At 52.0% G+C, this 23382-nt stretch carries 22 protein-coding genes; 12 read left to right on the top strand and 10 right to left on the bottom strand.

The window, feature by feature from the left end; genetic code table 11:
* Positions 1 to 26: 26 nt before the first annotated feature.
* The 4 genes from ACTQ52_RS03210 to ACTQ52_RS03195 all read right to left on the bottom strand — a co-directional run bounded on the left by ACTQ52_RS03210 (position 27) and on the right by ACTQ52_RS03195 (position 2982).
* A complete protein-coding gene (locus tag ACTQ52_RS03210; RefSeq protein WP_441981789.1) occupies positions 27 to 1505 on the bottom strand; it encodes a GH25 family lysozyme in 1479 nt (492 codons plus the stop codon).
* The gene (locus tag ACTQ52_RS03205) at positions 1495 to 1920 is read right to left on the bottom strand and encodes a phage holin family protein (protein WP_010936765.1); all 426 of its coding nucleotides are present in this window, start codon (positions 1918 to 1920) and stop codon (positions 1495 to 1497) included. Before ACTQ52_RS03205 ends, ACTQ52_RS03210 begins: the two co-directional genes overlap by 11 nt.
* A gap of 67 nt (positions 1921 to 1987) precedes the next feature.
* Entirely contained in the window at positions 1988 to 2794 is an 807-nt protein-coding gene (locus ACTQ52_RS03200; RefSeq protein WP_441080832.1) for a hypothetical protein, read from the bottom strand.
* The gene (locus ACTQ52_RS03195) at positions 2791 to 2982 is read right to left on the bottom strand and encodes a hypothetical protein (protein WP_441981857.1); all 192 of its coding nucleotides are present in this window, start codon (positions 2980 to 2982) and stop codon (positions 2791 to 2793) included. Before ACTQ52_RS03195 ends, ACTQ52_RS03200 begins: the two co-directional genes overlap by 4 nt.
* A 123-nt stretch (positions 2983 to 3105) precedes the next feature.
* Between ACTQ52_RS03195 and ACTQ52_RS03190 the strand changes: the two genes are divergently transcribed.
* Positions 3106 to 3327 carry a hypothetical protein gene (locus ACTQ52_RS03190; protein WP_441981788.1) on the top strand — a complete coding sequence of 74 codons (222 nt, stop codon included), beginning with the start codon at positions 3106 to 3108 and terminating at the stop codon, positions 3325 to 3327.
* A gap of 141 nt (positions 3328 to 3468) precedes the next feature.
* On the opposite strand, the gene ACTQ52_RS03185 is transcribed toward ACTQ52_RS03190, so the two are convergent.
* Positions 3469 to 5301 carry a zinc-ribbon domain-containing protein gene (locus ACTQ52_RS03185; protein ID WP_441981787.1) on the bottom strand — a complete coding sequence of 611 codons (1833 nt, stop codon included), beginning with the start codon at positions 5299 to 5301 and terminating at the stop codon, positions 3469 to 3471.
* A 273-nt stretch (positions 5302 to 5574) separates the two neighbouring features.
* Here ACTQ52_RS03185 and ACTQ52_RS03180 point away from each other — a divergent pair, with 273 nt between their 5' ends.
* The 3 genes from ACTQ52_RS03180 to ACTQ52_RS03170 all read left to right on the top strand — a co-directional run bounded on the left by ACTQ52_RS03180 (position 5575) and on the right by ACTQ52_RS03170 (position 7952).
* Complete coding sequence (locus ACTQ52_RS03180; RefSeq protein WP_441981786.1) at positions 5575 to 6240, top strand: EcsC family protein; 666 nt, start codon at positions 5575 to 5577, stop codon at positions 6238 to 6240.
* 40 nt (positions 6241 to 6280) lie between these two features.
* The gene (locus tag ACTQ52_RS03175; protein WP_441981785.1) at positions 6281 to 7483 is read left to right on the top strand and encodes a type I restriction enzyme HsdR N-terminal domain-containing protein; all 1203 of its coding nucleotides are present in this window, start codon (positions 6281 to 6283) and stop codon (positions 7481 to 7483) included.
* Between the two features lie 160 nt (positions 7484 to 7643).
* Complete coding sequence (locus ACTQ52_RS03170) at positions 7644 to 7952, top strand: type II toxin-antitoxin system RelB/DinJ family antitoxin (RefSeq protein ID WP_410042806.1); 309 nt, start codon at positions 7644 to 7646, stop codon at positions 7950 to 7952.
* 442 nt (positions 7953 to 8394) lie between these two features.
* On the opposite strand, the gene ACTQ52_RS03165 is transcribed toward ACTQ52_RS03170, so the two are convergent.
* Both ACTQ52_RS03165 and ACTQ52_RS03160 read right to left on the bottom strand, forming a co-directional pair.
* Complete coding sequence (locus ACTQ52_RS03165; protein ID WP_441981784.1) at positions 8395 to 8886, bottom strand: DUF6935 domain-containing protein; 492 nt, start codon at positions 8884 to 8886, stop codon at positions 8395 to 8397.
* A gap of 249 nt (positions 8887 to 9135) precedes the next feature.
* Entirely contained in the window at positions 9136 to 10818 is a 1683-nt protein-coding gene (locus tag ACTQ52_RS03160; RefSeq protein WP_441981783.1) for an alpha-glucosidase, read from the bottom strand.
* Positions 10819 to 11204: 386 nt separating this feature from the next.
* Here ACTQ52_RS03160 and ACTQ52_RS03155 point away from each other — a divergent pair, with 386 nt between their 5' ends.
* The 3 genes from ACTQ52_RS03155 to ACTQ52_RS03145 all read left to right on the top strand — a co-directional run bounded on the left by ACTQ52_RS03155 (position 11205) and on the right by ACTQ52_RS03145 (position 14311).
* Complete coding sequence (locus ACTQ52_RS03155; protein ID WP_441981782.1) at positions 11205 to 12347, top strand: TRAP transporter substrate-binding protein; 1143 nt, start codon at positions 11205 to 11207, stop codon at positions 12345 to 12347.
* 186 nt (positions 12348 to 12533) lie between these two features.
* The gene (locus ACTQ52_RS03150; protein WP_441981781.1) at positions 12534 to 13022 is read left to right on the top strand and encodes a TRAP transporter small permease; all 489 of its coding nucleotides are present in this window, start codon (positions 12534 to 12536) and stop codon (positions 13020 to 13022) included.
* Positions 13022 to 14311, top strand: a complete 1290-nt coding sequence (locus tag ACTQ52_RS03145) for a TRAP transporter large permease (protein WP_441226479.1) — start codon at positions 13022 to 13024, stop codon at positions 14309 to 14311. The genes ACTQ52_RS03150 and ACTQ52_RS03145 overlap by 1 nt, the downstream gene beginning before the upstream one ends.
* 188 nt (positions 14312 to 14499) lie before the next feature.
* On the opposite strand, the gene ACTQ52_RS03140 is transcribed toward ACTQ52_RS03145, so the two are convergent.
* The 3 genes from ACTQ52_RS03140 to ACTQ52_RS03130 form a co-directional block, all read right to left on the bottom strand.
* On the bottom strand, positions 14500 to 15411 hold the full coding sequence (locus tag ACTQ52_RS03140; RefSeq protein ID WP_410042800.1) for a hypothetical protein: 912 nt from the start codon (positions 15409 to 15411) through the stop codon (positions 14500 to 14502).
* A gap of 111 nt (positions 15412 to 15522) precedes the next feature.
* Complete coding sequence (locus tag ACTQ52_RS03135; protein ID WP_441981780.1) at positions 15523 to 16488, bottom strand: ketopantoate reductase family protein; 966 nt, start codon at positions 16486 to 16488, stop codon at positions 15523 to 15525.
* A 159-nt stretch (positions 16489 to 16647) separates the two neighbouring features.
* On the bottom strand, positions 16648 to 16929 hold the full coding sequence (locus ACTQ52_RS03130; protein ID WP_441226477.1) for a DUF1294 domain-containing protein: 282 nt from the start codon (positions 16927 to 16929) through the stop codon (positions 16648 to 16650).
* Between the two features lie 612 nt (positions 16930 to 17541).
* On the opposite strand from ACTQ52_RS03130, the gene ACTQ52_RS03125 reads away from it, so the two are divergent.
* The 5 genes from ACTQ52_RS03125 (at position 17542) to nspC (ending at position 23303) form a co-directional block, all read left to right on the top strand.
* The gene (locus ACTQ52_RS03125) at positions 17542 to 19011 is read left to right on the top strand and encodes an aminotransferase class I/II-fold pyridoxal phosphate-dependent enzyme (protein ID WP_441981779.1); all 1470 of its coding nucleotides are present in this window, start codon (positions 17542 to 17544) and stop codon (positions 19009 to 19011) included.
* 25 nt (positions 19012 to 19036) lie between these two features.
* On the top strand, positions 19037 to 19894 hold the full coding sequence (gene speE / locus ACTQ52_RS03120) for a polyamine aminopropyltransferase (protein WP_441981778.1): 858 nt from the start codon (positions 19037 to 19039) through the stop codon (positions 19892 to 19894).
* A complete protein-coding gene (gene speB / locus ACTQ52_RS03115; protein ID WP_441981777.1) occupies positions 19894 to 20748 on the top strand; it encodes an agmatinase in 855 nt (284 codons plus the stop codon). Before speE ends, speB begins: the two co-directional genes overlap by 1 nt.
* Before the next feature lie 84 nt (positions 20749 to 20832).
* Positions 20833 to 22092, top strand: coding sequence for a saccharopine dehydrogenase C-terminal domain-containing protein (locus ACTQ52_RS03110; protein ID WP_441981776.1), 1260 nt, complete (start codon positions 20833 to 20835; stop codon positions 22090 to 22092).
* Positions 22092 to 23303, top strand: a complete 1212-nt coding sequence (gene nspC, locus ACTQ52_RS03105) for a carboxynorspermidine decarboxylase (protein WP_441981775.1) — start codon at positions 22092 to 22094, stop codon at positions 23301 to 23303. Before ACTQ52_RS03110 ends, nspC begins: the two co-directional genes overlap by 1 nt.
* The last annotated feature ends 79 nt before the right edge of the window (positions 23304 to 23382 follow it).

The following is a 23382-nucleotide window of genomic DNA, read 5'->3' as shown; positions in this document are numbered from 1 at the left end:
CGCAGGCATGCAGATTGGGTATTCAGTTATTTCACTCTGATCTTCCAGCCGGTCAGGATCAGGTTTACGTTTTTGATGAGCGTTGGATTGAGTTTTTGAATCGCAGAAACACTGGTGTCATACTTTTGGGCGATGGAAGAGAGGGTATCGCCGCTTTTCACGGTATAGAAAACAGCAGATTCACTCTTTGCTTTCACCAGAGCGTTGACTTTGGCCTGCACGGCAGAATAGTCATATCTGGCAGCAGTGAGGCGGTTTTTGCGGTCGGTACCGTTTCCCCATTTGCCGTCCAGCACTTCCTTGGCGAGCTCGTCCACGGTCTTTCCCGGAGCGACCGGATCAGGAGTGACGGAGCCGGTATTGTACTTCGGTACGCCATAGCCACGGATGTTCTTTCCATCAACCTGCAGAGAGCGTCTGCTGACAGAATCGCTCTTATTTCCTTCAATGATGGTGAGGGTCTTGCCTGAAACAGCCTCGACGATACCGACGTGATCCGGCCAGCCGGTGTTGTCTCCGGAACCAGAATCCTGCCAGTCATAGAAGATGACATCGCCGGGAGAAGGGAGATAGGCATCATTCTCCACCCACTCACCGAGTTTCTGGAAAAGGGTGACCATCTGGCCGCAGCCGCATTCGTTCGGAATGATATCGGTCAGGTCGCACTTGATGGCGAGGGCTGAGACAAAGGTAGCACACCATGCGTCCGTGTATTTCACGGCATATCCTCTGGCGAGGGGCTTGTGGCTGTTATAGACATCAATAATTTCTCTATGGCTGCCGTCGGATTCCTTCTTTCCAAGCCATGCTCTTGCTTGTGCGATGATCTGGTCACGCTGGGAGCTTGTCGCTGGAGCAGGGGTGTTGTCGTCAAAGGCATCCTTCGTATAGCCGTTGAAGCCGCCACTCTTGATGATGGCGGGATAATCCACATAGCCATAGTCCAGATCTACGTTGCCGCTGATGCCATCGACAGAGCCTTTGGAAGAATACTGCCAGATGCCGTATTTGCCCTTATAGGAACACTTGCTGGTATACTGCGCTACCCAGTGAGCGTAAGGCGTGAGCTTGGAGTCGCCCATGCGCTCTTTGAAACCGGAAACAGCGGAGCCGTAAACACCGACAAAGTATCCGGCGGATTCCATTGTCTCGCAGAAAGCAATGGTGGCCTCCGTGATACCGACCTTGGCAGAAGCAGGTTGTGCTTCATTATCCATGTAGACCGGGTATTCAAGCCGTTTTCCCTTCAGGATTTTCAGAAAGCGCTCTGCATCAGCTTTTCCGGCGGCAGCGGTCACGCAGTCCTTACCGACAAAATAATATGCGCCGATAGGAATACCGGCTGCTTTCGCACCTTTGTAATTTGCTTCCCACTTACTATCCGTATAAAAACCGGCATCGGAGCCGCCAGCTTTGATGATGGCAAACTCGATACCGGCCTTTTTGACCTTGTTCCAGTCAATGTTTCCCTGCCAATGGGATACGTCAATTCCTTTATTCATCATGCTTGTGTTCCTCCTCACTGTCGCGGTCGTGGAGCTGCTCTAAAACCGCTTTCAATTTCTCAGGGATAGGTAGTCCGAGATGAGCGGAGTTTTCTGTCAGAGACAGACCCTCATTGGACAAATAGAAAAAGATGATCGCCGTTCTGAGCACTCCCGGCTGGCCGAGCACCTGAACATCAACGACGTTTCCAATGCCGACAAGCACGAAGATGAGCACTTTGCGGCAGATACCTTTGAAGCCCACTTCGCTGGACAGCTTCTTATCGACGATGGCGCACATAACACCAGTGATATAGTCGCAGACAGCAAAGATAATCAGGGCAATCAGCAGCCCGTCACATCCTCCAAGGAAGTAGCCCAGCCATCCTCCGACAGCGGCAAAAGCTAATTGAATAGAGTTCCAGAATTCTTTCATGTTGTGATTCCTCCTTTTTCTTGGCATGAAAAAAGCAGCTGCCGCCTTGGCGCTGCCTAATTCCGAGTTACAGGTTATAGTATTCTTTTGGCTTCCCGCCGCTACCGATGCGTGCGGAGTAGGAATACAAAGTGTTGAAAATGGTGTCCGTATCATCATAGCGGTCAACCAGCTTATAGCACGAGACATATGGGTCAAAGTATCTCAGGTCTTCTGGCTCGATATATGCTGACTGCTGTTTCCCTTTTGACAGAAGCGCTGTGCAGCTTGAACAGACGTGTTCAGATTCCTTGGCGTAGTTTTCCGGTGTATCGCCTTTAAGAAACCAGTGCTCGTCATGCCATTTGCAGTCATGGTAGCAGGCGCTGTTTGCAATCATGGTGTACTGATAGCCGGTCGGGAGCTGTTGCAGAGCTTCCAGATGCCGGGCAAACCAGTGGAACAATACAATCCGGTCATACATGGAATAATCACCGGTTTGAAGCTCGGATAGGGTCAGCGCCCGCGTGATGGATAACGTAAGCCGCACTTCCGGATATTCCTGCTTGATCCTTGCCGCCAGCTTGTCATCATTCAGAATAAACTGGTGGATGCCAAGGGCGCGGTATTTTCGGATCATGGTGATGGTTGTCTTCTTCTGGGCGAGTATGCAGACAGGGATGCCGAGGGCGAGAAGGCTTTTGATGCGCTCGACATATTCCTCGTAGGTTTTCGGATAGTCGCTCCGGAAGGTAATGTCAAAGCGGGTATTATCGCAGTCATCCTTCCACGCAGCGGCATAGATGCAATCAATGTACGGAATCAGAGCAGGCCTCTGCAGGAGCTTTTCCGGATAGGCCGGATCAAGGTTATATGGGATTTCAAACTTTATCATGCTTCCTCCGTTTCTGTCAGCGTATAGGTGACTTTCATAGTTTTATCCGCCGTCTTGATAACGGGTGTGGAGAGATTGTTGATGGTGGCGAGGTACGGCGTATACAAATACAGCTCCTTACGGAAATGATATCCGTAGTAGCTGTAGAAAAATTCCTGATAGGCGTAGGTCTTATACATAGAGACCATACGATGTCCCCACTGCTCACCGTCCGTATAAGTGTCCTTATTTCTTACGTAGAGGGCAGGTCTGCCGTCGTAGTACAGCTTGTGCTGTTACCGGCGCAGATCGTATTAACCATGCTTATCTGTATGATGAATTTTGCGGGTGGAGTATTTGACTTTATATTTGGCCTGATAGGCGGTTTTATCATCCTGGCAGGACTGAGCTGTCTGTTTATGCCACCGGTAGAGTGGTCGCTTGTTATCGAAGCAATGGTTGCGGGAATGGTAATTGGCTCTTTCCCAAGGATGATCCGCTATTTTGGGGAGACAGTTTTGACTGGAATGAAAGGAGCTTTGGCAAAAATATAAATTAAAGTAATGCATGAAGAATAATCCTTCCCATCAATGGGAGGTGTCGGCAGGGCCGACCTTTGGAATAATGAAAGAACTGGATGACTGATATGAAAAGAAAGGGACGCAGACAGCAATAATCTACATCCCTTTCTTACATTATTTATCACTGTCTTGATAATATTTCCAATGGTAACCACTGGCTGATTTTATTTCACCTCTACAGCATTTATATATCGATGCAGCTGTATTAATCCCCAAAAAGGCGGCAGCTTCTGTGCCGTGATTAAAGACCTTCCCAGTTTCTATGCAGATTACGGCAGGGCTTTTCTTTTGCTGAAAACATAGAGGACAGCCTTGGCTGCTCTTGCATCTGGCGCTTATAGTTGCTTGCCACTCGTGTCCACATTTTCCAAGCCACCATACCTTTTTCTTACTTCCAGGCATAACATCCATCGGTTTGAGAGCGCCGTTCTTTGTTGGATGCCATTCAGCAGCAATTTCCGGATACTGAGATTGAAGATCGTTGAATCCAATCAGAATCTTTTTTCCAGCACAGTATGGACATCCCTGACCTTTAATTCTTTTACCATCTTTTCTGATTGCCGGATCTCTTGTACGATCAGAAACTGTCATCTGCCATTCATGACCACACTTGCCTAGCCACCAAGCTCTTAGGCGAGCCTTTTTATTGACACGGTCTGGTGTCAGACCTCCGTTTCTTGTTGAATGCCACTCTGCAGCTATTTCAGGGTAGCAGTATGATAAGCTGTTTTTATACTTTTTCGTAGCGAACTGGGCCAATATTTTTCCACTGTCAGATGTAGTATCCACATCGGCATTCTGTACGCCGAGATACTGTAAGACTTCTTTAATAACAGTATCCAGCGTTTCATTCGTGGTAGAGTCTTTACGAACAAAACAGACACAGTTTTCAAGCTTGCCAATCCGCGGCTCACGAATTCGGATTAAGGTTATGCCTTTTTCATCACATATCCGGTTTTTCTTAACATCGGTTCTGATTTTTTTTTGAGTAGAGTGCCAGGCTTCTCCATCGTATTCAATCGCTGTCTTTATGGAAGGAATATAGATATCAAGCTCCATACCTATGGACATGTCACTGTTGACAGCATCGCGGAAGTATCTGCTGATGTAATAAAAGACGGCCTGCTCACAGAAGGAGTTTACGTTCTCGATATTGCAGCGTGGACAACCAGAGCCTTTGACTCGGTTTGCAATGGTTGCTCTCCATTCATGCCCTTCCTTGCATTTCCACCAGACTTTTTTCGCGGAATTGGAGGAGACTTCATCAGGGCCTATGGCATTTTTATCGTAATCCCATTCAGCAACAACGTCTGGATGCTGAGACAGAAGGTCGTTTTTTCCCTTAATAACAAATCTTCCAGAACAGTAAGGGCAGCCATGTTTTTTGTGTTTATCATTTTGGCTTGCAATCGTTGCCAACCAACTATTCCCGCATTTTTTACATTTCCACCAAACTTTCACGTTTGAAGCAGCTGTCAGTTTATCGAATTCTAAATCCAGTTCCTTGTTTTTTTTAAAGTCATATTGAGCCACCAAGTGTTGATTATCTTTTAGAAGACCTCTGGAATTCCGCGTGCATCCGCAGGAAGTTGTTGCTCCGGTAATAAGTGCTGACATATTTACGACACAGGTGTTTCCACAATCACAAAGACAGTTGCATCGTGACAACCGGTGACCACTGGGGGAGATGTAGTCATCAGCCATCGATGTGACTATGAGTTTTCCAAAACGCTGACCAGTGATATCCTGCCTACGCTTTTTGTCGAGACAGGCTTTGCACATTCTGCTTTTCTGAGCAGAGGTCAGCCTTGTTTCGTAGATATTTCCGCAAGAGCAACGGACTTTAACAATTCTCTGAGGAGAACCATTCGGCGTTATGTGCGGTTCAAGCTCTTCAAGGACGGTCAATTCACCAAATTGCTGTCCAACAACAAAACGTTTCGCCAATAAGATCAGCTCCTTTCGGTGCATTCTGGCTGACCAGTTAATGACTGCAGCCACATTTACTATAGCAGAAAATATGGCACTTCACTTCAGAAATCAGTGTTATCACCTCCAGTTTAATTCATTGAGAGAAGGTGGAAATTCTGATATATTTAAAATGTTAAGAGCACGATGTGTTTCTGACCACATATGGTATATTTGGAAGCGCGGGTTATCGGACTCTGCGCTTTTTCGCATAGTTACACATGACAAGAACCACGTTATAGGAGAACTGAGATGGCAAAAAAAGAAATGCAGAAAGTTTTATCTCAAGCGGATATGATGAATCTTTTGGATTCTTTGTACTCGAAAAGCATACAAGGCATCCCTATGATCAGTTCTCCTATCGAGAAAATGGCCGATGACTATTTACAGCACAATGTTGCAGTTGAAGATGCCGCAAAAGATATGATCAATAAACAGGTGATCAAATGTACTACTTCTGGATTTATAACGAACCTGGGTGGCGTCATCACATTGCCTGTAGCGATTCCTGCAAATGTTGGTTCTGTTATGTATGTGCAGATGAGAATGATAGCATGTGCAGCATATATGGCAGGATACGATGTTCATACTGATCAAGTACAGACCCTTGTATATGCTTGTCTGGCAGGAGTATCGGTTATGGAGGTGGTAAAGAAAGCCGGAATCAAGATTGGACAGAAAGGTCTGGAGAATCTTATAGATAAAATTCCTGGTAAAGTGCTAATTGCCATCAACAAAAAGGTTGGGTTCCGTATGTTGACGAAGTTCGGTGAGAAAGGTGCCATTAACATTGGAAAGGCAATCCCGGTGGTTGGTGGAGTTATTGGTGGTGGCTTTGATTTCGTCGACACAAAGTTTATTGGAAATCGAGCATATAACCAATTCATCAAGGGCGATTTCGATTACGGAAGCGACTAGGTATCGCCTTACATCAACAGAGTATTCCGGAGGAAAAGACATGGAAGCAGCCTTTTCGGGGAAACTACCCCCGATATATAAGCGTAATGGCAGAGAATGCTATCTGGATCCTATCCGAAAAAAACTGATTTATATTACGCCGGAAGAAACGGTAAGGCAGAGCGTGATCCTGTATTTGACGGATACGCTGCATGTTCCGATACAGGAAATCATTTCGGAGCAGCACTTATCGCACTATGGCATCACAAGCAAAAAGAGGGCGGATATCGTCATTCATGCGCTGGATGCAGATCAGCAGTCGGTACCGATCGCAGTGATTGAGTGCAAGGCACCCAACGTGTATCTGGACATGAAGGCGAAGGAGCAGATGTTTGAATACTGTGATCTGATGGGGGCTACGTATGCCATGCTTACGAATGGAATTGATCAGTACTGCTTCAGATATGATGCGGAAAAGGATGATTACATAAGCCTGACGACATTACCGGATTATAAGGGGATGCTGTCGGATCAATATGAAGAATGGGATCTCGGAGAGCTTCCACCACGAATCCCATTCGACCGGCTGGAATCCTACCTGAAGAAAGATTTTTCTGATAGAGAAGACGATGATTACGGGGATGGTATCAGCAAATTAACGCCACTAAGTCTCGCCGTTCCGATATTTAATCTGTGGGAAGGTCTGCTGGATACACGCGTCAAGATGCCGACCGGAAAATATGGCCTGTTTGAATTGATTGAAGATTACGGCGTACGAATGTTATCGTATGGCAATGCAGCTGGCGGTAAGTTCTTTGGCCCTTACCGATCGTTTCTCGTGAAGGTCAATGAGAATACAGAATTCTTCTCCATCGGCGTTATAACATATTGTAAAAGCACGAGTCCGGATAAGGTAAAAACCTGCATCGTGGTTGCTCATGATGATGAAAAAGAGGCACATCATGCGTTACAGTTAGTTGTCGAGGATAATGTGGCCATCACTGGTGATAAAGTGAGTTTTTATCATAGTGGGAAAATTGCGGTCGGAAGACAGGGCAGTGGTAAAATTGATGAACTCAGGATGTTTGTCGAAGATCGGTATCCGCGAATCATCAGTGGAAAACGATTCTTTCTCGGCAGTATCGTACATGATCGGCTATGGCGTCTGGATGATCCAGATGTCATTGGGCTTATAGAGAATTTGATTTCATATTCAATCGTTCGTGATGAATATAGAGAATATGTGAAGGCGAAGCGTCATTAAATCAGGTGGCTTAATGACCGAAAGATAGGAAGTTTTTTGACAGTTGGCTCCCATAGCGGTCAGCGATTGTCCACTACGGGTCAAATATTGATTTTGCATTGCTTTTGTCTGTACAAATGTATATGATATAGTTAGAAAAAACTCGAAAGGAGTGTTTACTATGGCAACAAAATCAGCAAATTTATACGCACGCATTGAGCCTGATGTAAAAGAACAGGCAGAAGGAATCTTAGCAGCATTAGGAATTCCTGCATCCAATGCAATAAATATGTTTTACAAACAAATTATTCTTCAAAGAGGACTTCCTTTTGAAGTGAAAATGCCATCCGCTCGTCCTGTAGATGTTAGTGCATTATCAGAAGCACAGATGAATACAGAACTTGAGAAAGGATATGCGGATATGCAGGCAGGTCGTACTAGATCAGCAAAATCTGTTTTTGCTGATATTCGCAAAGATTATGATTTATGATATCGTGATTTCAGATCAGGCCGAGACAGACCTTCGTGAAATCTTCGAATACATTGCTTTTGAACTGCAGGCACAGATGGCAGAATTGTTTCAATCATCTCGAACCAATATCGTGGAACATATACGAAATATCTATGAAGAAGGCGAGTTAGATGAAGATTTAACCTGTCGGAATTTCCGACAGGTTCGAACAGTATAATGAAAAAGAACAGATTTTGGAAGGGGTTTCAGCACACATGATAGAATCTGCCTATGGCGGATTAATGAATTGATTGCATGGGTAGAAGAAGCTACGGCACTTTTGCGACCATCAACTTACTCCTCATCGGAGCAGGTTGATGGTCGTTTGCTTTTGCATTTTCTGCGCCTGAAGATCCCAAGGATCAGAATGATACTTTGACGGATACCAGGAGTGGTTGATTCAAATGATGTACTCACTCATTTATGCCCACGCATCCTCCGCCTTCGGGATCCGGATGCCGGTCAGCAGCTGCTGTTCCCACAGGAACCACTCGCCGGTCGACGGCTTGTTCCGGAGTTTTAGCGGTCTCGGGCTGTCGGCACCACTGCAGGTCACATAGAGTGTAAGATAGCCATCCTCGCTCCGGCTGTTTGCATTCTCCGATACCGAAACACGATACGGAAGTGCCGGCGTGTAGTTATTCTCTGGTGTCGAACCGACAAAATAGGATCGCATCAGATAGGTCTTTCCGCGGAAACGATCCTTGATAAACTGCTTATCCATACCATTTAATGGTCGCGGTCCGCGCAGAAAATCCAGCATCTTTTCGGTCTCTGCCGGATTCTCAGGATAGAGGGCCAGCACAGCGACCGTGAGTGCGGCTACTTCCTCCGGATTCTTCAGTGTTGCCTGCGGCATCGCCTTACATTCTCCCAGTGTCTTCGGAAGGCGGTCCATCGTAATCACGCTCATATCGTACCTCCTTTTCGTTATGTACGGGAACCTTCATCTCGTCCCATACTTACATATCTGCACGGATCATCACAAAAGAGTTTACCTTATAGCTATAGTTTACCATGGCAGGACACGGATATTTTCTTTTATTTTTATATACGCATATTTCCGATAAAAAAGCGAAGCCAATGTTTCGGATTCGGCAACATTGGCTTCGCTCTTCTCTTTATCCTCGGAAAATGTCTTGTGATGGAATGTGTTTTCTGCTCAGCTATCAGAGGAAACATCCAGGATGACGGCCTGATAGCCTTCCAGCGTGATGGTATCGCCTTCGGTCTTCAGTTGAGGCAGGTTGTTCAGTACGACCTTTCGAATCTTCGACGAGAGGGTCAGAGTCTGGGGCTCGGTTTTGTAGTTTCCGATGACGAGCAGGGTCTGCGCAGCGCTCGTTCGGTAGTAGGCCATGACGCGGTCCTGGTCCTCGAAGACTGGAACCAGATCACCGTAAACGACCGTCTCGGCATAGCGAGGGTCCTTCCGGAGCGCCAGCAGACGACGGTAGTACTGGTAAACGGAATCCGGGTCGTTTTTCTGACTGGCCAGGTTGATTCGCGTGTAATTACGGTTTACAGGCAGCCACGGGGTGCCATCCGTGAATCCAGCATTGGCCGAAGCGTCCCACTGGAATGGTGTCCGGGCGTTATCACGGCTCAGACGGTTGACGGCCTTCAGTGCGGCGTCCGGTGTCAGTCCGGCCTTCCGTGCGACCTGGTATTCATCGAGCGTTGAAATATCGTTTACCTCGCGGATCGACTGGAATTCTACATTTTCCATACCGATTTCCTGACCCTGATAGATAAATGGAAGGCCACGAAGCATGATATTCATGGTGGCCAGCAGCTTCTTCGCAGGGATACTGCATTCACCTTCTGGGATATAGCGGGACACGCCGCGCGGTTCATCGTGATTTTCGATGATATTGGACAGCATACCGATGTCACCGACCTTCTTCTGACTGGCGAAGCAGCAGCTTCGGTAGTCGTTTGGTGTGATCGGCGTCTGGTCGTACCAGCCGTTCCCACTGCCACCGAAGATGGTCTCGTTAAAATCAAACATCGAGGAGAAGTAGCCGTGGTCACCGATGAAATCCGGAAGCTCTTCCGGCTTCTCGTTGAAGACTTCACCGACGGTAAAGGCGCCGTGTGGAAGGAAGCAGCGGTCACGCATCTCACTCAGGAAGGCACCGATGCCGTCGGCGTGCTTCAGCACCTCGCCCGCACTGCACAGGCCATCCGCGCGGTCTGCTGGATAATCCTGCCACGGAAGCGGCTTCTTGATGTTGATGATCGCATCGATGCGGAAGCCGGCGAGCCCCTTATCGAGCCACCAGTTGATCATCGTATAGATTTCCTCACGCAGCTTCGGGTTTTCCCAGTTGAGATCCGGCTGCTTCTTATGGAACATGTGCAGGTAACACTTGTCCTGATGCCCCGGAAGCGGTTCCCAGACACTGCCACCGAAGTAGGAGCGCCAGTTGCACGGCCGCTTTCCATCTGGACAGTCTTCGATGTAGAAGTACTTTCCGTATTCACCTTCCGGATCCTCGCAGGCTTTCCGGAACCACGCGTGCTCATCCGAGCAGTGGTTGACGACGAGATCCATCAGGATGTACATATCGCGTTTTTTCGCTTCCGCGATCAGCCGATCCATGTCCTCCATCGTTCCGAAGCGAGGGTCAATGTTGTAGTAATCTGAGATATCATAGCCCTGATCGGCGAGCGGAGAGCAGTAGATCGGTGAGAGCCAGAGGATGTCGATGCCGAGATCCTTCAGATAATCGAGCTTATCGATGATGCCCGGAAGATCGCCGATGCCGTCTCCGTTCGTATCACAGAAGCTTTTCGGATAGATCTGATAAGCTGTTTTCGTGTGCCACCATTGTTTCTCCATAGTAAGTACCTTCCCCTCGAAAAAATATATAATGTAGATTACATCAGTCGGACGCAAAAGAAAAGAATTTATGGGGGCAGACCCTCTTACGACGCTTTCATAATTTCGTAAGGATTTCTTAATGGGGTCAGACCCCCTTACGAAATTCTTAAGGCCGTCGATGAAACGAGAATATAAAAAGTGCTCAAAACAGAAGATGGAGTTTTGGATATTATTTTGTGCTTTGTAAAATGCACATAAAATAGTTGACCGGATAACCACAAAAATGTGATGGGCAGCATGCTGGATAAGTTGACATTATTTGTATAAGTTGTATAATAACGATACTGGACGAAAGTGTGCGCTTTCGTCGAAACGAATTTTTTTCTATACCATAGGGAGGCATAATGAAAAAACGTATTTTATCACTCGTCGTAGCAGGCGCGATGGCCATGTCACTCGCAGCATGTGGAGGCAGCGGCACACCGGCAGCAACTCAGGCAGCAACTCAGGCAGCAAGTCAGGCAGCAAGTCAGGCAGCAACCCAGGCAGCAGCTGAGTCAAAGGCGGAGGACAACAAGGGCGGCGCAGATCCGGCACAGGTTGAGCTGAACCTGATCATCGCATCGAACCAGACCTCTGAGGAGAACCCATACTCCATCGGTATGGACGCATTCAAGGATGCACTGGAGGAGGTTTCCGGTGGAAAGGCGACCGCAACCGTTCATAAGGGAACCCTCGGCGAGAACGAGAACGAGCTCGTAGAGAAGCTTTCCATGGGTGCAGCAGATCTCGTTGTTGCATCTCCGGGATTCATGACATCCATCGGTGTACCAGAGGTAGATTTCTTCTCCCTGTACTACATCTTCGACAGCTTCGATCACTGGGAGGCAGCACTTGACGGCGATTTCGGTGCCAAGATGCAGCAGACCATCCTCGACAAGACAAACAACGGCTTCCGTGTTATGAGCTACTGGACCTCTTCCGTACGTGATTACTATGGTAAGAAGGCCATCAAGACACCGGCAGACCTGAAGGGTATGACCATCCGTACACAGTCCTCACAGGTTCAGCAGGAGTTCTGGAAGCAGTGTGGCGCGGTTCCTACCTCTGTTGCATGGGGCGAGCTTTACCAGGCATTACAGCAGGGCGTTGTAGATTCCGCTGAGAACGATTACACATCCTTCATGCTGAAGGAGCACCACAAGACGCCAAACGGTCACTATATCTGTGAGACTCACCACGATTTCACCACCCGTCTTCTCCTCATGGATGGCAACCGCTACAACAAGCTGACCGATGAGCAGAAGGAGTGGGTAGACGCAGCCTGCAAGAAGGCAACCGAGGTTGAGCGTGAGACCGTTTACACGATGTTCAAGACTTCCAAGGAGAAGGTAATTGCGGACGGCGCAGAGGTTACTGCATTTGAGGATATGGATATCGATGCATTCAAGAAGATTGCAGAGCCGATCCAGGAGAAGTTCGCAAAGGACAACGGCATGGAAGAAGAGCTTGAGATGGTAAAGAAGGCAAATCCAGCCAACAAGTAATCATCCGGCATTCGGACATCTGTTTCGATCGAAGCTGAAATTGACAGCGGACATCGAAACAAAGATCAGAAACTGAAACAGATCTCAGACAGAGAAGCGGGCAAACCGTAACGAAGAGCAGATCATCGACGCTGCAGGGAACGGATTGCAGCTTCTCTGTTTTTATCACTACATACTTGGGGTTAAATGATGAAAAAAGCAATTAAAGGTCTGAAAAATCTACAGGTTATGGTCGCAGCTGTATTCCTTTTCATCTTCCTGATGACCGTCGTCATCCAGATGGCGACGAGATTTATGGGAATCGCTGCAACATGGACCGAGGATGTATCGATGTATTCGTTCATCTGGGCAGTATTTATGGGTGGAGCTGCGATGGTTGATGACAAGCGTCACTTCGCATTCACCTCTTTCTATGACAAGTTGAAGAATGAGAAGGCGAAGAGCGTACTTCAGATCGTCATCGACATCGTCATGCTGATTTTCGCTGTGCTGATGCTTGTGTATGGCATTCAGATCACGAAGCAGTTCTGGAACTATACCTGGACGAACATCCCGAGCTTCAAGAGAGGCCCGACCTGGATGTGTCTTCCGATCTGCGGCGGTACCGCCAGCATCTATCTGGTTTATCAGATCTATGAAGAGATTATGAAGCTTGTTCACGGAGGTAAGGCATAATGGGCGCTCTACTGGTTATTTTATTTATCGTATTTGTTGCCATCGGTGTGCCGATTTCCTTCGCACTGGGCGTCGTTTCCTTCACCGGTATCATGTCGATGCCGACGATCCCGAATACGGTTGTATTCACGAAGATGTTCAATGGTATGAACTCCTTCACCCTGCTCGCGGTTCCGCTCTTTATTCTCGCAGCGAACCTCATGAACGAGGGTGATATCACGGACCGTCTGGTTGCCTGCAGTAACGCGCTGGTCGGCCGTTTCCGTGGTGGACTCGCATACTCGAACGTTCTCGTGTCCATGGTGTTCGGTGGTATCTCCGGTTCTTCACAGGCAGATACCGCAGGTATCGGTTCCATCCTGATCCCGGCCATGATCGACACCGGTTATGATGAGGGAACGGCTGTCGGTGTCACCGCAGCATCCTCTACACTCGGGTCGATCATCCCTCCGAGTATCACCATGGTTGTGTACGCGGGTATTGCAAACTGCTCGACGAGTGCCCTCTTCATGTCGGGTCTCTTTCCTGGCATCCTCCTCGGACTGTCTCAGATGGCCGTCGTTAAGATGTATTCCAAGAAGAAGAACTTCCCGAAGATGGACCCGGTTCCTGCAAAGGATGTGGCGAAGCTCGTACTGGATTCTCTTCCGGCACTGCTTTCCCCGGTTATCCTGATCGGTGGTATCGTCACCGGTTTCTTCACGCCGACCGAGGCATCCGCTGTATGCTGCGTATATGCACTTCTGATCGGCCTGTTCTTCTACCGTTCACTGAAGTTCAACATGCTTCCGAAGATCCTGATCGAGACCATGAAGCTGTCCTCCCTTTCCCTGTTTGCACTTGCAACCGCGAACGCACTAGGTGAGCTCCTCAGCTACTATCAGCTGAACATGATCGTACAGTCCTTCTTCGTCTCCATCCCGGGTGGAAGAACCGTATTCCTGATCGTCGTTGTGCTGTTCTTTCTCTTCATCGGAACCTTCATGGATGCGGTACCGGCGATGATCCTGTTCTGCCCGATCATCCTTCCGTCCGCAGCAGCACTCAATATCAGCCCGATCATCCTCGGACTGATCATCATCGTAACCCTGGCCCTCGGCCTCGTTACACCACCGTACGGCCTCTGCCTCCTCATCGCATCGAGTATCGCGAAGATCTCGATCGAGGATGCCTTCAAGGGAACACTACCGTACTTCCTGTCTTCCCTTGCGGTACTTGCGGTTATGATTCTGTTCCCGGACATCTGGCTTCAGATTCCAGCCTTCCTGTTCCCGGCACTGTTTGCATAAGGATACCATGAAGCGTATGTTTATCATGCGCATAACGAAAAAGCTCCCGCGAGGGAGCTTTTTTGATGTCTGCAGTTATAAGGGCAGCTCCCCTTACGGCGACTTCAACGTTTTTTAAGAATTTCGTAATGGGGTCTGACCCCCTTACGAAATTCTTAAGGTGAGGATGGCGCCACGCAGGCAGTGGATCAGAAGAGATCCAGCATGTTGTCGAGGTAGAGTGCCTCGCGCACGTGAATCTGGTATTCCGGGCGGGTCAGGTAGTAGAGCAGGAACTCGAGGATCAGCGCACTGCCGAGGCCCCGCCCCTCGATCTTAAACTGCGAGAAGCCCATCGGAAGATAGACGTTCCGGATATCGTCCAGGCTGATAAAGCCTGGATTCTCCATCGCCTTCGAAAAGCGATAGCCTTCGGCTGCATGCGGGGCAGCGCAGTGATGCTCCGGACCGGGTATCCCGAGGGCGATGCGGCTGACTGCTTCATAGCAGGCCTTTCGGTCCCGACAGCCGAACCAGCAATACTCGTTGCAGAGAAATTCGACCTTGTTCTTCGCTGCCTGTGGCAGTGCACGAAGAGATGGCCATACCTTATTCAGGCGGAAATCCGGCACGACGAAACGAAATTCTGGCCGCGTGAGCTCATGACGAAGCTCTGTGAAATCCGTCAGTACCTTCGTGGTCGAGGAGACGAGATAGAGCTTCGGATAGTGCGTCCGAAGATAATCGATCAGCAGATCGGAGGACACGATCACGCCGTTCGCCGGCGCTGCTCCTTCCGAAAACAGACGGCACAGCGCATTGCAGGCCGGATCGTGCAGATGCTCCGGCTGCAGCAGGGAATTACTGAAGGTGAGGCGGGCAGAGATGCCGTAGTCCCGCATGAGTGTCAGCACATTCTCCGGGGCGGCTGTGCCATCACTGATGCGTCCACCGCTCCAGATCGCGTCGCGCGGTGCGCCATAGATCGAGCCGATCTCGCACCAATCATAGAAGTACGCCCGATGTGCACGGTACAGCGGGAGAAAACGGGCATAGAGCTCATAATATTCGAACAGGCCAGGCAGATGAAACCAGGCTTTTGTGGTGTTTTCGACAGGCATGATACCTCCTTCTATCCGTCAGATGATGTCGACGCATAAAAACTTTACAGCTTCGCACACATAAAGACGGCCCGCCGTTTTAACGGCAGGCTGTTTCGTGATAGGATCTTTTTACTTCGCCCAGCAGCTTTTATCGGTCTTTCCCTCATAATCGAAGAGGCCGTCGTTCTTTTCCTCGCGTGCCTTGATCAGGTGGTAAATGCAGGTGTTAAACGGCGTCGGAATGCCGCATTCCTCGCCCATCCGCATCAGCGTCCCGGAAAACATATCGATTTCCGTATGCCGTCCAGCATCGAGATCCTGCAGAGTTGAGTAGCGCGCGGCCGGCGACACCAGACAGCCCTTGCTGTCCAGCATAGCGAGCTTCTCCATGTCGACACCCCTCGCTTCTGCGATCTGTTCCACCTCGTGGCGGAGTCCATCGCTGATGGCTTTCATGTGCGCACTGTCCCGGTAGCAGCCCACGCCGACGCCGAGGATGGCCTGTGGCAGGTTGTTGCATACATTGAGCCGGAACTTGTTCCAGATCTCCTCGCGGATGCAGTCCGTGTGCCGCGTATGCAGGCGGGACCTTCCGAAGACATCCTCCATCGCGCGGATCCGTGCACTCTCGTAAGGAGCATTGGCCTCCCCATAGATGATCCCGACGGTCGTCTCCGGGTCGAAGCAGCAGCCCCGGCCCTCCTGGCGGGAGGACGCCACCTTGATCATCGAGTAGATCATGTGCTCCGCACCGATGGCAGAGGCGATGATGTCCTCACTGTCGACCCCGTTCATGAGGCTCATGACCGTCGTGTGTTCGCCGACGACCGCCCGGATCTCGGGCAATGCTTCCTTCAGGGCACCATACTTGAGGGCGACGATCAGCAGGTCGACTCCGTGTGCCTCGGCAGACGACAGGACCTCCGGATGGTATACATCCCCGTTGATGAGACAGCCGTCTTTCTTTAAGCGCTCCGCACGCGCGCCCTCAGCGACGAGGTTGAAGCGAAGATCAGGGCAGCCTGAAAATCCATAGATCACATAGGAGCCGACGGCACCAGCCCCAAGTAACGCAACTGACTTTATCTTTTCCATTTTCTCTCCAGTCATATCATGATTCGTCCACACATCGCTGGACATTCTAAAAAGCAGCGCGACCAACGGTCGCGATGTTTCCAGCATAGCGGGACTTTACTACATAGTACAACAAAATTTCTTCATATGTCATTCCATCTGGTTCTCGCATCCACAGCGCTACACTATAACGAAGCGATAGCCGAGCAGCGCCATCCACGCGATCGTGGCGAGCGGCACCAGGATACGGAACTTCCACTTCCGCGTTTTATGATGAAACATCCGCATGCCGAGCAGGGCACCCGGTGCGCCACCGACGAGCGCCGCCAGAATCAGCGTCTGCTCCGGAATCCGCCACCGATGGTGGATCGCCCTATACTTGTCGAGCCCATACAGCAGAAAGGCGATGACGCTCATAAAGATGACCCAGAGCGCGATGCTCTGATCTACATACTGATTCATAATCGGTTCCTCATACTTGAAATGTTACAGGGATAGAATAACACATAAAAATAATTGACAGTAAATTTTATTCTGTTTATAATCAACTCGATTTGAAAGACGAATCGTGTTTGTAAGAGTTTTTCAAAGCAATTTACCTACGGACCGCTCCACTGGGGCTAAGGCCATACGGACAGCCGGGTCCACTGCCGATCGGTAACTTCGGTTACCTTATTGATTGAGTTAGAAGCTCAGATTTTATAAGTTGGTTCCTTTACAACCATGAAATTGCACGTTAAACGCGCAGACTTGTGAATTGGTCAATAAAGAGTAGTAAAAGTAAGATTGCTATATAGACTCTCGACACGCTCAGTTTTTTGAAACGACAGATGAACACCCGGTTTCGGACTCCGAGGAGGGCGTTTCCTGTCCCTACATAAGCTGATTTCAGGCAAGTTTGCGTATATGCAGACTTGCCTTTTTTATTTCTGCTTCGCAGCAGCGGATGATGAGCGCATTGTGAGCATGCATGCTTAGCTGCGCACTCGAGTTGCCTGCGAAACAGAATTCGAACGAGAAGCAATGCGTGAGTAGCGTGCATGTCATGGTGGGGCCCACGAACGGAGGTAATACATGAATGGAAATGCGAAACGCACGCGTCTGGATCAGCGGCGTGCACCGATCCACGAGGCGCTGGAGAACTTCCGGCGCATGCGTGTGGTCCCTTTTGATGTGCCGGGACACAAGCGTGGCCGCGGCAACCCGGAGCTGACGGCGTTCCTGGGGCAGCAGTGCGTCGGCGTCGACGTCAACAGCATGAAGCCCCTCGATAATCTCTGCCATCCGGTGTCGGTGATTCGGGAAGCAGAGGAGCTGGCGGCCGATGCCTTCGGCGCAGCCCACGCCTTCCTGATGGTCGGCGGTACGACGAGCTCCGTACAGAGCATGGTGCTGACCGCCTGCAAGCGCGGCGATGAGATCATCCTGCCGCGAAACGTACACCGCAGCGTCCTGAACGCGCTGGTGCTCTGCGGTGCCGTGCCGGTCTATGTGAATCCGGAGGTGGACACCCGCCTCGGCATCAGTCTCGGCATGAAGCGTGAGCAGGTGGCGAAGGCCATCGCCGAGCATCCGAAGGCGGTCGCCGTGCTGGTAAACAACCCGACCTACTATGGCATCTGCAGTGACCTTCGCGCCATCGTGCGTATGGCCCATGATGCCGGCATGCTCTGCCTCGCCGATGAGGCCCATGGCACCCACTTCTATTTCGGTGGCGGTCTTCCGGTGTCCGCGATGGCAGCCGGCGCCGACATGGCCTCGGTTTCGATGCATAAGAGCGGCGGCAGCCTCACCCAGTCGAGTCTCCTACTGACGGGACCGAACGTCAATGAAGGCTACGTGCGTCAGATCATCAACCTCACCCAGACGACCTCGGGCAGCTATCTCCTCATGTCGAGCCTCGACATCTCCCGCCGGAACCTCGCCCTGCGCGGCCGGCAGGTCTTCCATCAGGTGGCGGATATGGCCGAGTACGCCCGTGAGGAGATCAATGCCGTCGGCGGCTACTATGCCTTCGGCAAGGAGCTATGCAACGGAGATTCCATCTTCGATTTCGATACCACGAAGATTAGTGTTCATACGCTGGACATCGGACTCGCGGGCATCGAGGTCTATGACATCCTGCGGGATGAATACGATATTCAGATCGAGTTCGGCGACATCGGCAACATCCTCGCCTACCTCTCCATCGGCGATCGCATCCAGGAGATCGAGCGTCTCGTGAGCGCGCTGTCCGAAATCAAGCGACGCTACCATACGAACGGCGAGGGCCTGCTCAGCCAGGAGTACATCGACCCGGAGGTGGCTGCGAGTCCGCAGGAGGCGTTCTACGCACCGAAGAAGAGCCTGCCGCTGCGTGAAACCGTAGGCAAGGTCTGCAGTGAGTTCGTCATGTGTTACCCGCCAGGCATTCCGATTCTGGCACCAGGCGAGCGGATCACCGCGGAGATCCTCGATTATATCGAGTACGCGAAGGCGAAGGGCTGCAGCATGACGGGACCGGAGGATGCGGAGATTCTGCACCTGAACGTCATCGCCGAGTAAGCATCGTCGGAAGGAGGAAAGACAAATGGAAATGTGGTTTTCAGAGTTTCATACACCGGATGTGAAGCACAGCATCCGTGTGAACCGTCAGCTCTACTCGAAGCAGAGCGACTACCAGCGCATCGACATCTTCGAAACACCGGAGTTCGGTCGTGTGCTGACCCTCGACGGCAACGTCATGCTGACCGAGCGTGACGAGTTCATCTACGATGAGATGATCACCCATGTACCGATGGCCGTCCACCGGAACGCGAAGGACATCCTCGTCATCGGTGCCGGTGACGGCGGCGTCGTGCGGGAGCTCACCCGCTATGACCGCGTCGAGTGCATCGACCTCGTCGAGATGGACCCGCAGGTCATCGAGGCCTGCCGTGCGTATCTTCCGGGCAATGCCTGCCGTATGGACGATCGTCGCGTGCACATCTACTATGAGAACGCACTCAAGTTCATTCGTCAGTGCGAGGCCGAGTATGATCTTATCATCGTGGATTCATCCGATCCGTTCGGGCCGTCCGAGGGTCTCTTCACCCGTGAGTTCTACGGCTCCTGCTTCAAGGCACTGAAGGAGGACGGCATCATGGTGAACCAGCAGGGCAGCCCGTTCTACACCGAGGATGCGACCGCGATGCAGCGCAGTCATCAGCGCATTGCGAGCACCTTCCCGATCAGTAAGGTCTACCAGGCGCATATCCCGACCTTCGCTGCCGGCTACTGGCTCTTCGGCTTCGCCAGCAAGAAGTACCATCCGATCAACGACATGGACGCAGAGGCCTGGCAGGCACTCAATATGCGCACCCGGTACTACACCACCCGCCTGCATGTGGGTGCATTTTATCTCCCGGCCTTCCTCGAGGAGATGCTTCGCGAAGTGGAGGGACACTGATGCTTACACCAAATATTGAAAACTTTATCGGCTGTGACGCGGGCTACGAGGAAGCGGACATCGTGCTCTACGGCGCGCCGTTTGATTCGACCACCAGCTTCCGACCAGGTGCACGCTTCGGCCCGGCGGCGATGCGGCACGAGAGCTTCGGCCTCGAGACCTACAGCCCGTATCAGGATAAGGACCTCATGGATACGAAGGTATTTGACAGCGGAGACCTCGAGCTCTGCTTCGGTTCGAGCGAGATGGCGCTTCAGGACATCGAGGTCCGCGCTACGGAGATCCTGCAGGATGGCAAGCTGCCACTGCTGCTCGGCGGGGAGCACCTCGTAACGCTCGGTGCCGTGCGCGCAGTTGCCGCGAAGTATCCGGAGCTCGAGATCATTCACTTCGATGCCCATGCGGACCTGCGGGACGACTACCTCGGCGCGCATCTCAGTCACGCCTGTGTGCTTCGCCGCTGCCATGACCTCCTCGGCGATGGCCGCATCCACCAGTTCTGCATCCGGAGCGGCGAGCGGGAGGAGTTCCGCTTCGCAGCGGAGCATACCGATATGCACAGGTTTGATTTCACCGGACTTTCGGAGCTCGTCGAAAAGCTTCGGGAAAAGGGAACGCCGGTCTACCTGACCATCGACCTCGACTGCCTCGACCCGTCGGCCTTCCCAGGGACCGGCACACCGGAGGCGGGCGGCGTGGGCTTCCTGCAGCTGCTCGAAGCCATCCGCACGGCGACGAAGGCAAACATCGTCGCCGCCGATGTGAACGAGCTCGCCCCGATGCTGGATACGAGCGGTGTTTCCACCGCGACCGCCTGCAAGGTGCTCCGTGAGCTCCTGCTGGCATTGAAGTAGTATTCGTTTTGTTATCGTTCCGCCCGGCCCTCTGGGCATCTGGTTGGGGCAGTTACATGATTTTATATAAAGGAGAGTACCCTTATGAGTAGAGTATTAGTGATCGGCTGCGGTGGTGTAGCCAGTGTTGCGATTTCCAAGTGCTGTCAGGTGAGTGACGTTTTTACGGAGCTCTGCATTGCCAGCCGTACCAAGTCGAAGTGTGATGCCCTCGCGGAGAAGCTCGCACCGACGACGAAGACGAAGATCACGACGGCACAGGTCGATGCCGATGACGTGGAGCAGCTCTGCGCGCTGATCCGCAGCTACCAGCCGGATCTCGTGATGAACATCGCGCTTCCGTACCAGGACCTCACCATCATGGATGCCTGCCTCGCATGTGGTGTCAACTACATGGATACGGCAAACTATGAGCCGGAGAACACCGATGATCCGGAGTGGCGTGCGATCTACGAGAAGCGCTGCAAGGAAGCCGGTTTCTCTGCCTACTTCGACTACAGCTGGCAGTGGGCGTACAAGAAGAAGTTTGAGGACGCCGGTCTCACCGCGCTGCTCGGCTGCGGCTTCGACCCGGGCGTGACCCAGGCGTACTGCGCATATGCGGCGAAGCACGAGTTTGACCGCATCGACACCATCGACATCCTCGACTGCAACGGCGGCGACCATGGCTATGCCTTCGCGACCAACTTCAACCCGGAGATCAACCTCCGTGAGGTATCTGCACCGGGCAGCTACATGGAGAACGGCAAGTGGGTGGAGATCCCGGCCATGAGCATCAAGCGCGAGTATACCTTCGACGAGGTCGGCGAGAAGGATATGTACCTTCTGCACCACGAGGAGATCGAGTCCCTCGGCAAGAACCTGCCGGATGTGAAGCGCATCCGCTTCTTCATGACCTTCGGCCAGAGCTACCTCGATCACATGCGTTGTCTCGAGGACGTCGGCATGCTGTCGACCACTCCGATCCGCTTCCAGGGTCAGGAAATCGTGCCGATTCAGTTCCTGAAGGCACTCCTCCCGGATCCGGCGAGCCTCGGCCCGCGCACGAAGGGCAAGACCAACATCGGCTGCATCTTCACCGGTGAGAAGGACGGTCAGGAGAAGCACTACTATATCTACAACGTCTGCGATCACCAGGAGTGCTATCGCGAGGTCGGCAGCCAGGCCATCAGCTACACCACCGGCGTACCGGCGATGTGCGGCGCACTCATGATGCTGACCGGCGAGTGGATCAAGCCGGGCGTATACACCGTCGAGGAGTTCAACCCGGATCCTTTCCTCGACGCCCTCGACAAGTACGGACTTCCGCGCCGCGAGAATCATAACCCGGCGCTCGTTGACTGATGGAGCCGCGGGACACCCGTGCGCCGTTCGCGTCGATCGACGGCGTGACCCCGGCGACCTTTCATGCGCTGCCGACCCCGTGCTATCTGCTCGACGAAGCACAGCTTCAGGCCAATGCTGAGATCCTGGGTGCCCTCGCGGAGCGGACCGGCTGCCGGATTCTCCTCGCGCAGAAGGCCTTCAGTAACTATGACCTCTATCCGATCCTCGCCCCGCATCTCGCGGGGACCGAGGCGAGCGGCCTCTACGAGGCGCGGCTCGGCGCAGAGGAGATGCCGGGAAAAGAAGTGCATGTATTCTGTGCCGCGTACCGGGAAGATGAGATGGCAGAGCTGATTCACTACGCGGATCACATCGTCTTTAATTCCCCGGCGCAGCTTCTCAAGTTCGGACCACAGGCGAAAGCCGCCGGAAAGAGCCTCGGCCTCCGCATCAATCCGGAGCACTCGACCCAGGACGGCCATGCCATCTACGATCCATGCGCCCCGGGCAGCCGCCTGGGCACGACACGGGCACAGTGGGAGGCTGCTGTGGCAGCCCATCCGGAGCTGCCACAGCTTCTCGACGGACTGCATTTCCATACGCTCTGTGAGCAGGATGCCGATGCACTGTCGGAGACCCTGGACGCCGTCGCGGAGAAGTTCGGCGATCTCCTGCCGAGGCTGAAGTGGCTCAATTTCGGTGGTGGCCACCACATCACGCGTCCTGGATATGACATCGCACTGCTCGAGCAGTGCATCCGCCGCGCTCAGGACCGCTGGGATGTGACGGTTTATCTTGAGCCGGGCGAGGCCTGCGCGCTGAATGCCGGCTACCTGCTGACCCATGTGCTGGACGTCGTGAAAAACGGGGATACGACCATCGCGATCCTCGATGCCAGTGCGGCCTGTCACATGCCGGACGTCATCGAGATGCCGTACCGCCCGCCACTGCTTCAGGCCGGTGATGTGGGCGAAAAGGCCTGCACGGTCCGCCTCGCCGGACCGACCTGCCTCGCCGGCGATGTGATCGGCGACTACAGCTTCGACACGGAGCCGAAGATCGGGGATCTCCTCGTCTTCGGTGACATGGCAATCTACACGACCTGCAAGAACAACACCTTCAACGGCATGCCGCTGCCGGCGATTTACACCCGGAAGCCGGATGGCCGCACCGAGGAGATCGTTCACTTCGGCTACCGGGACTTCAAGTACCGGCTGGGCCGGATGTGACGGAAAAAATACATCAGCCGGTGAGCGGATTTTCTGCTCACCGGCTGATGTATCTTGTAAAGCGGTTCACCTGGCGCTA

The organism is Oribacterium sp. Sow4_G1_1 (assembly GCF_052116105.1).
Taxonomy (GTDB): Bacteria; Bacillota; Clostridia; order Lachnospirales; family Lachnospiraceae; genus Oribacterium.
The sequence above is the reverse complement of the archived record's forward strand: the minus strand, read 5'-3'. Positions and strand labels throughout refer to the sequence as shown.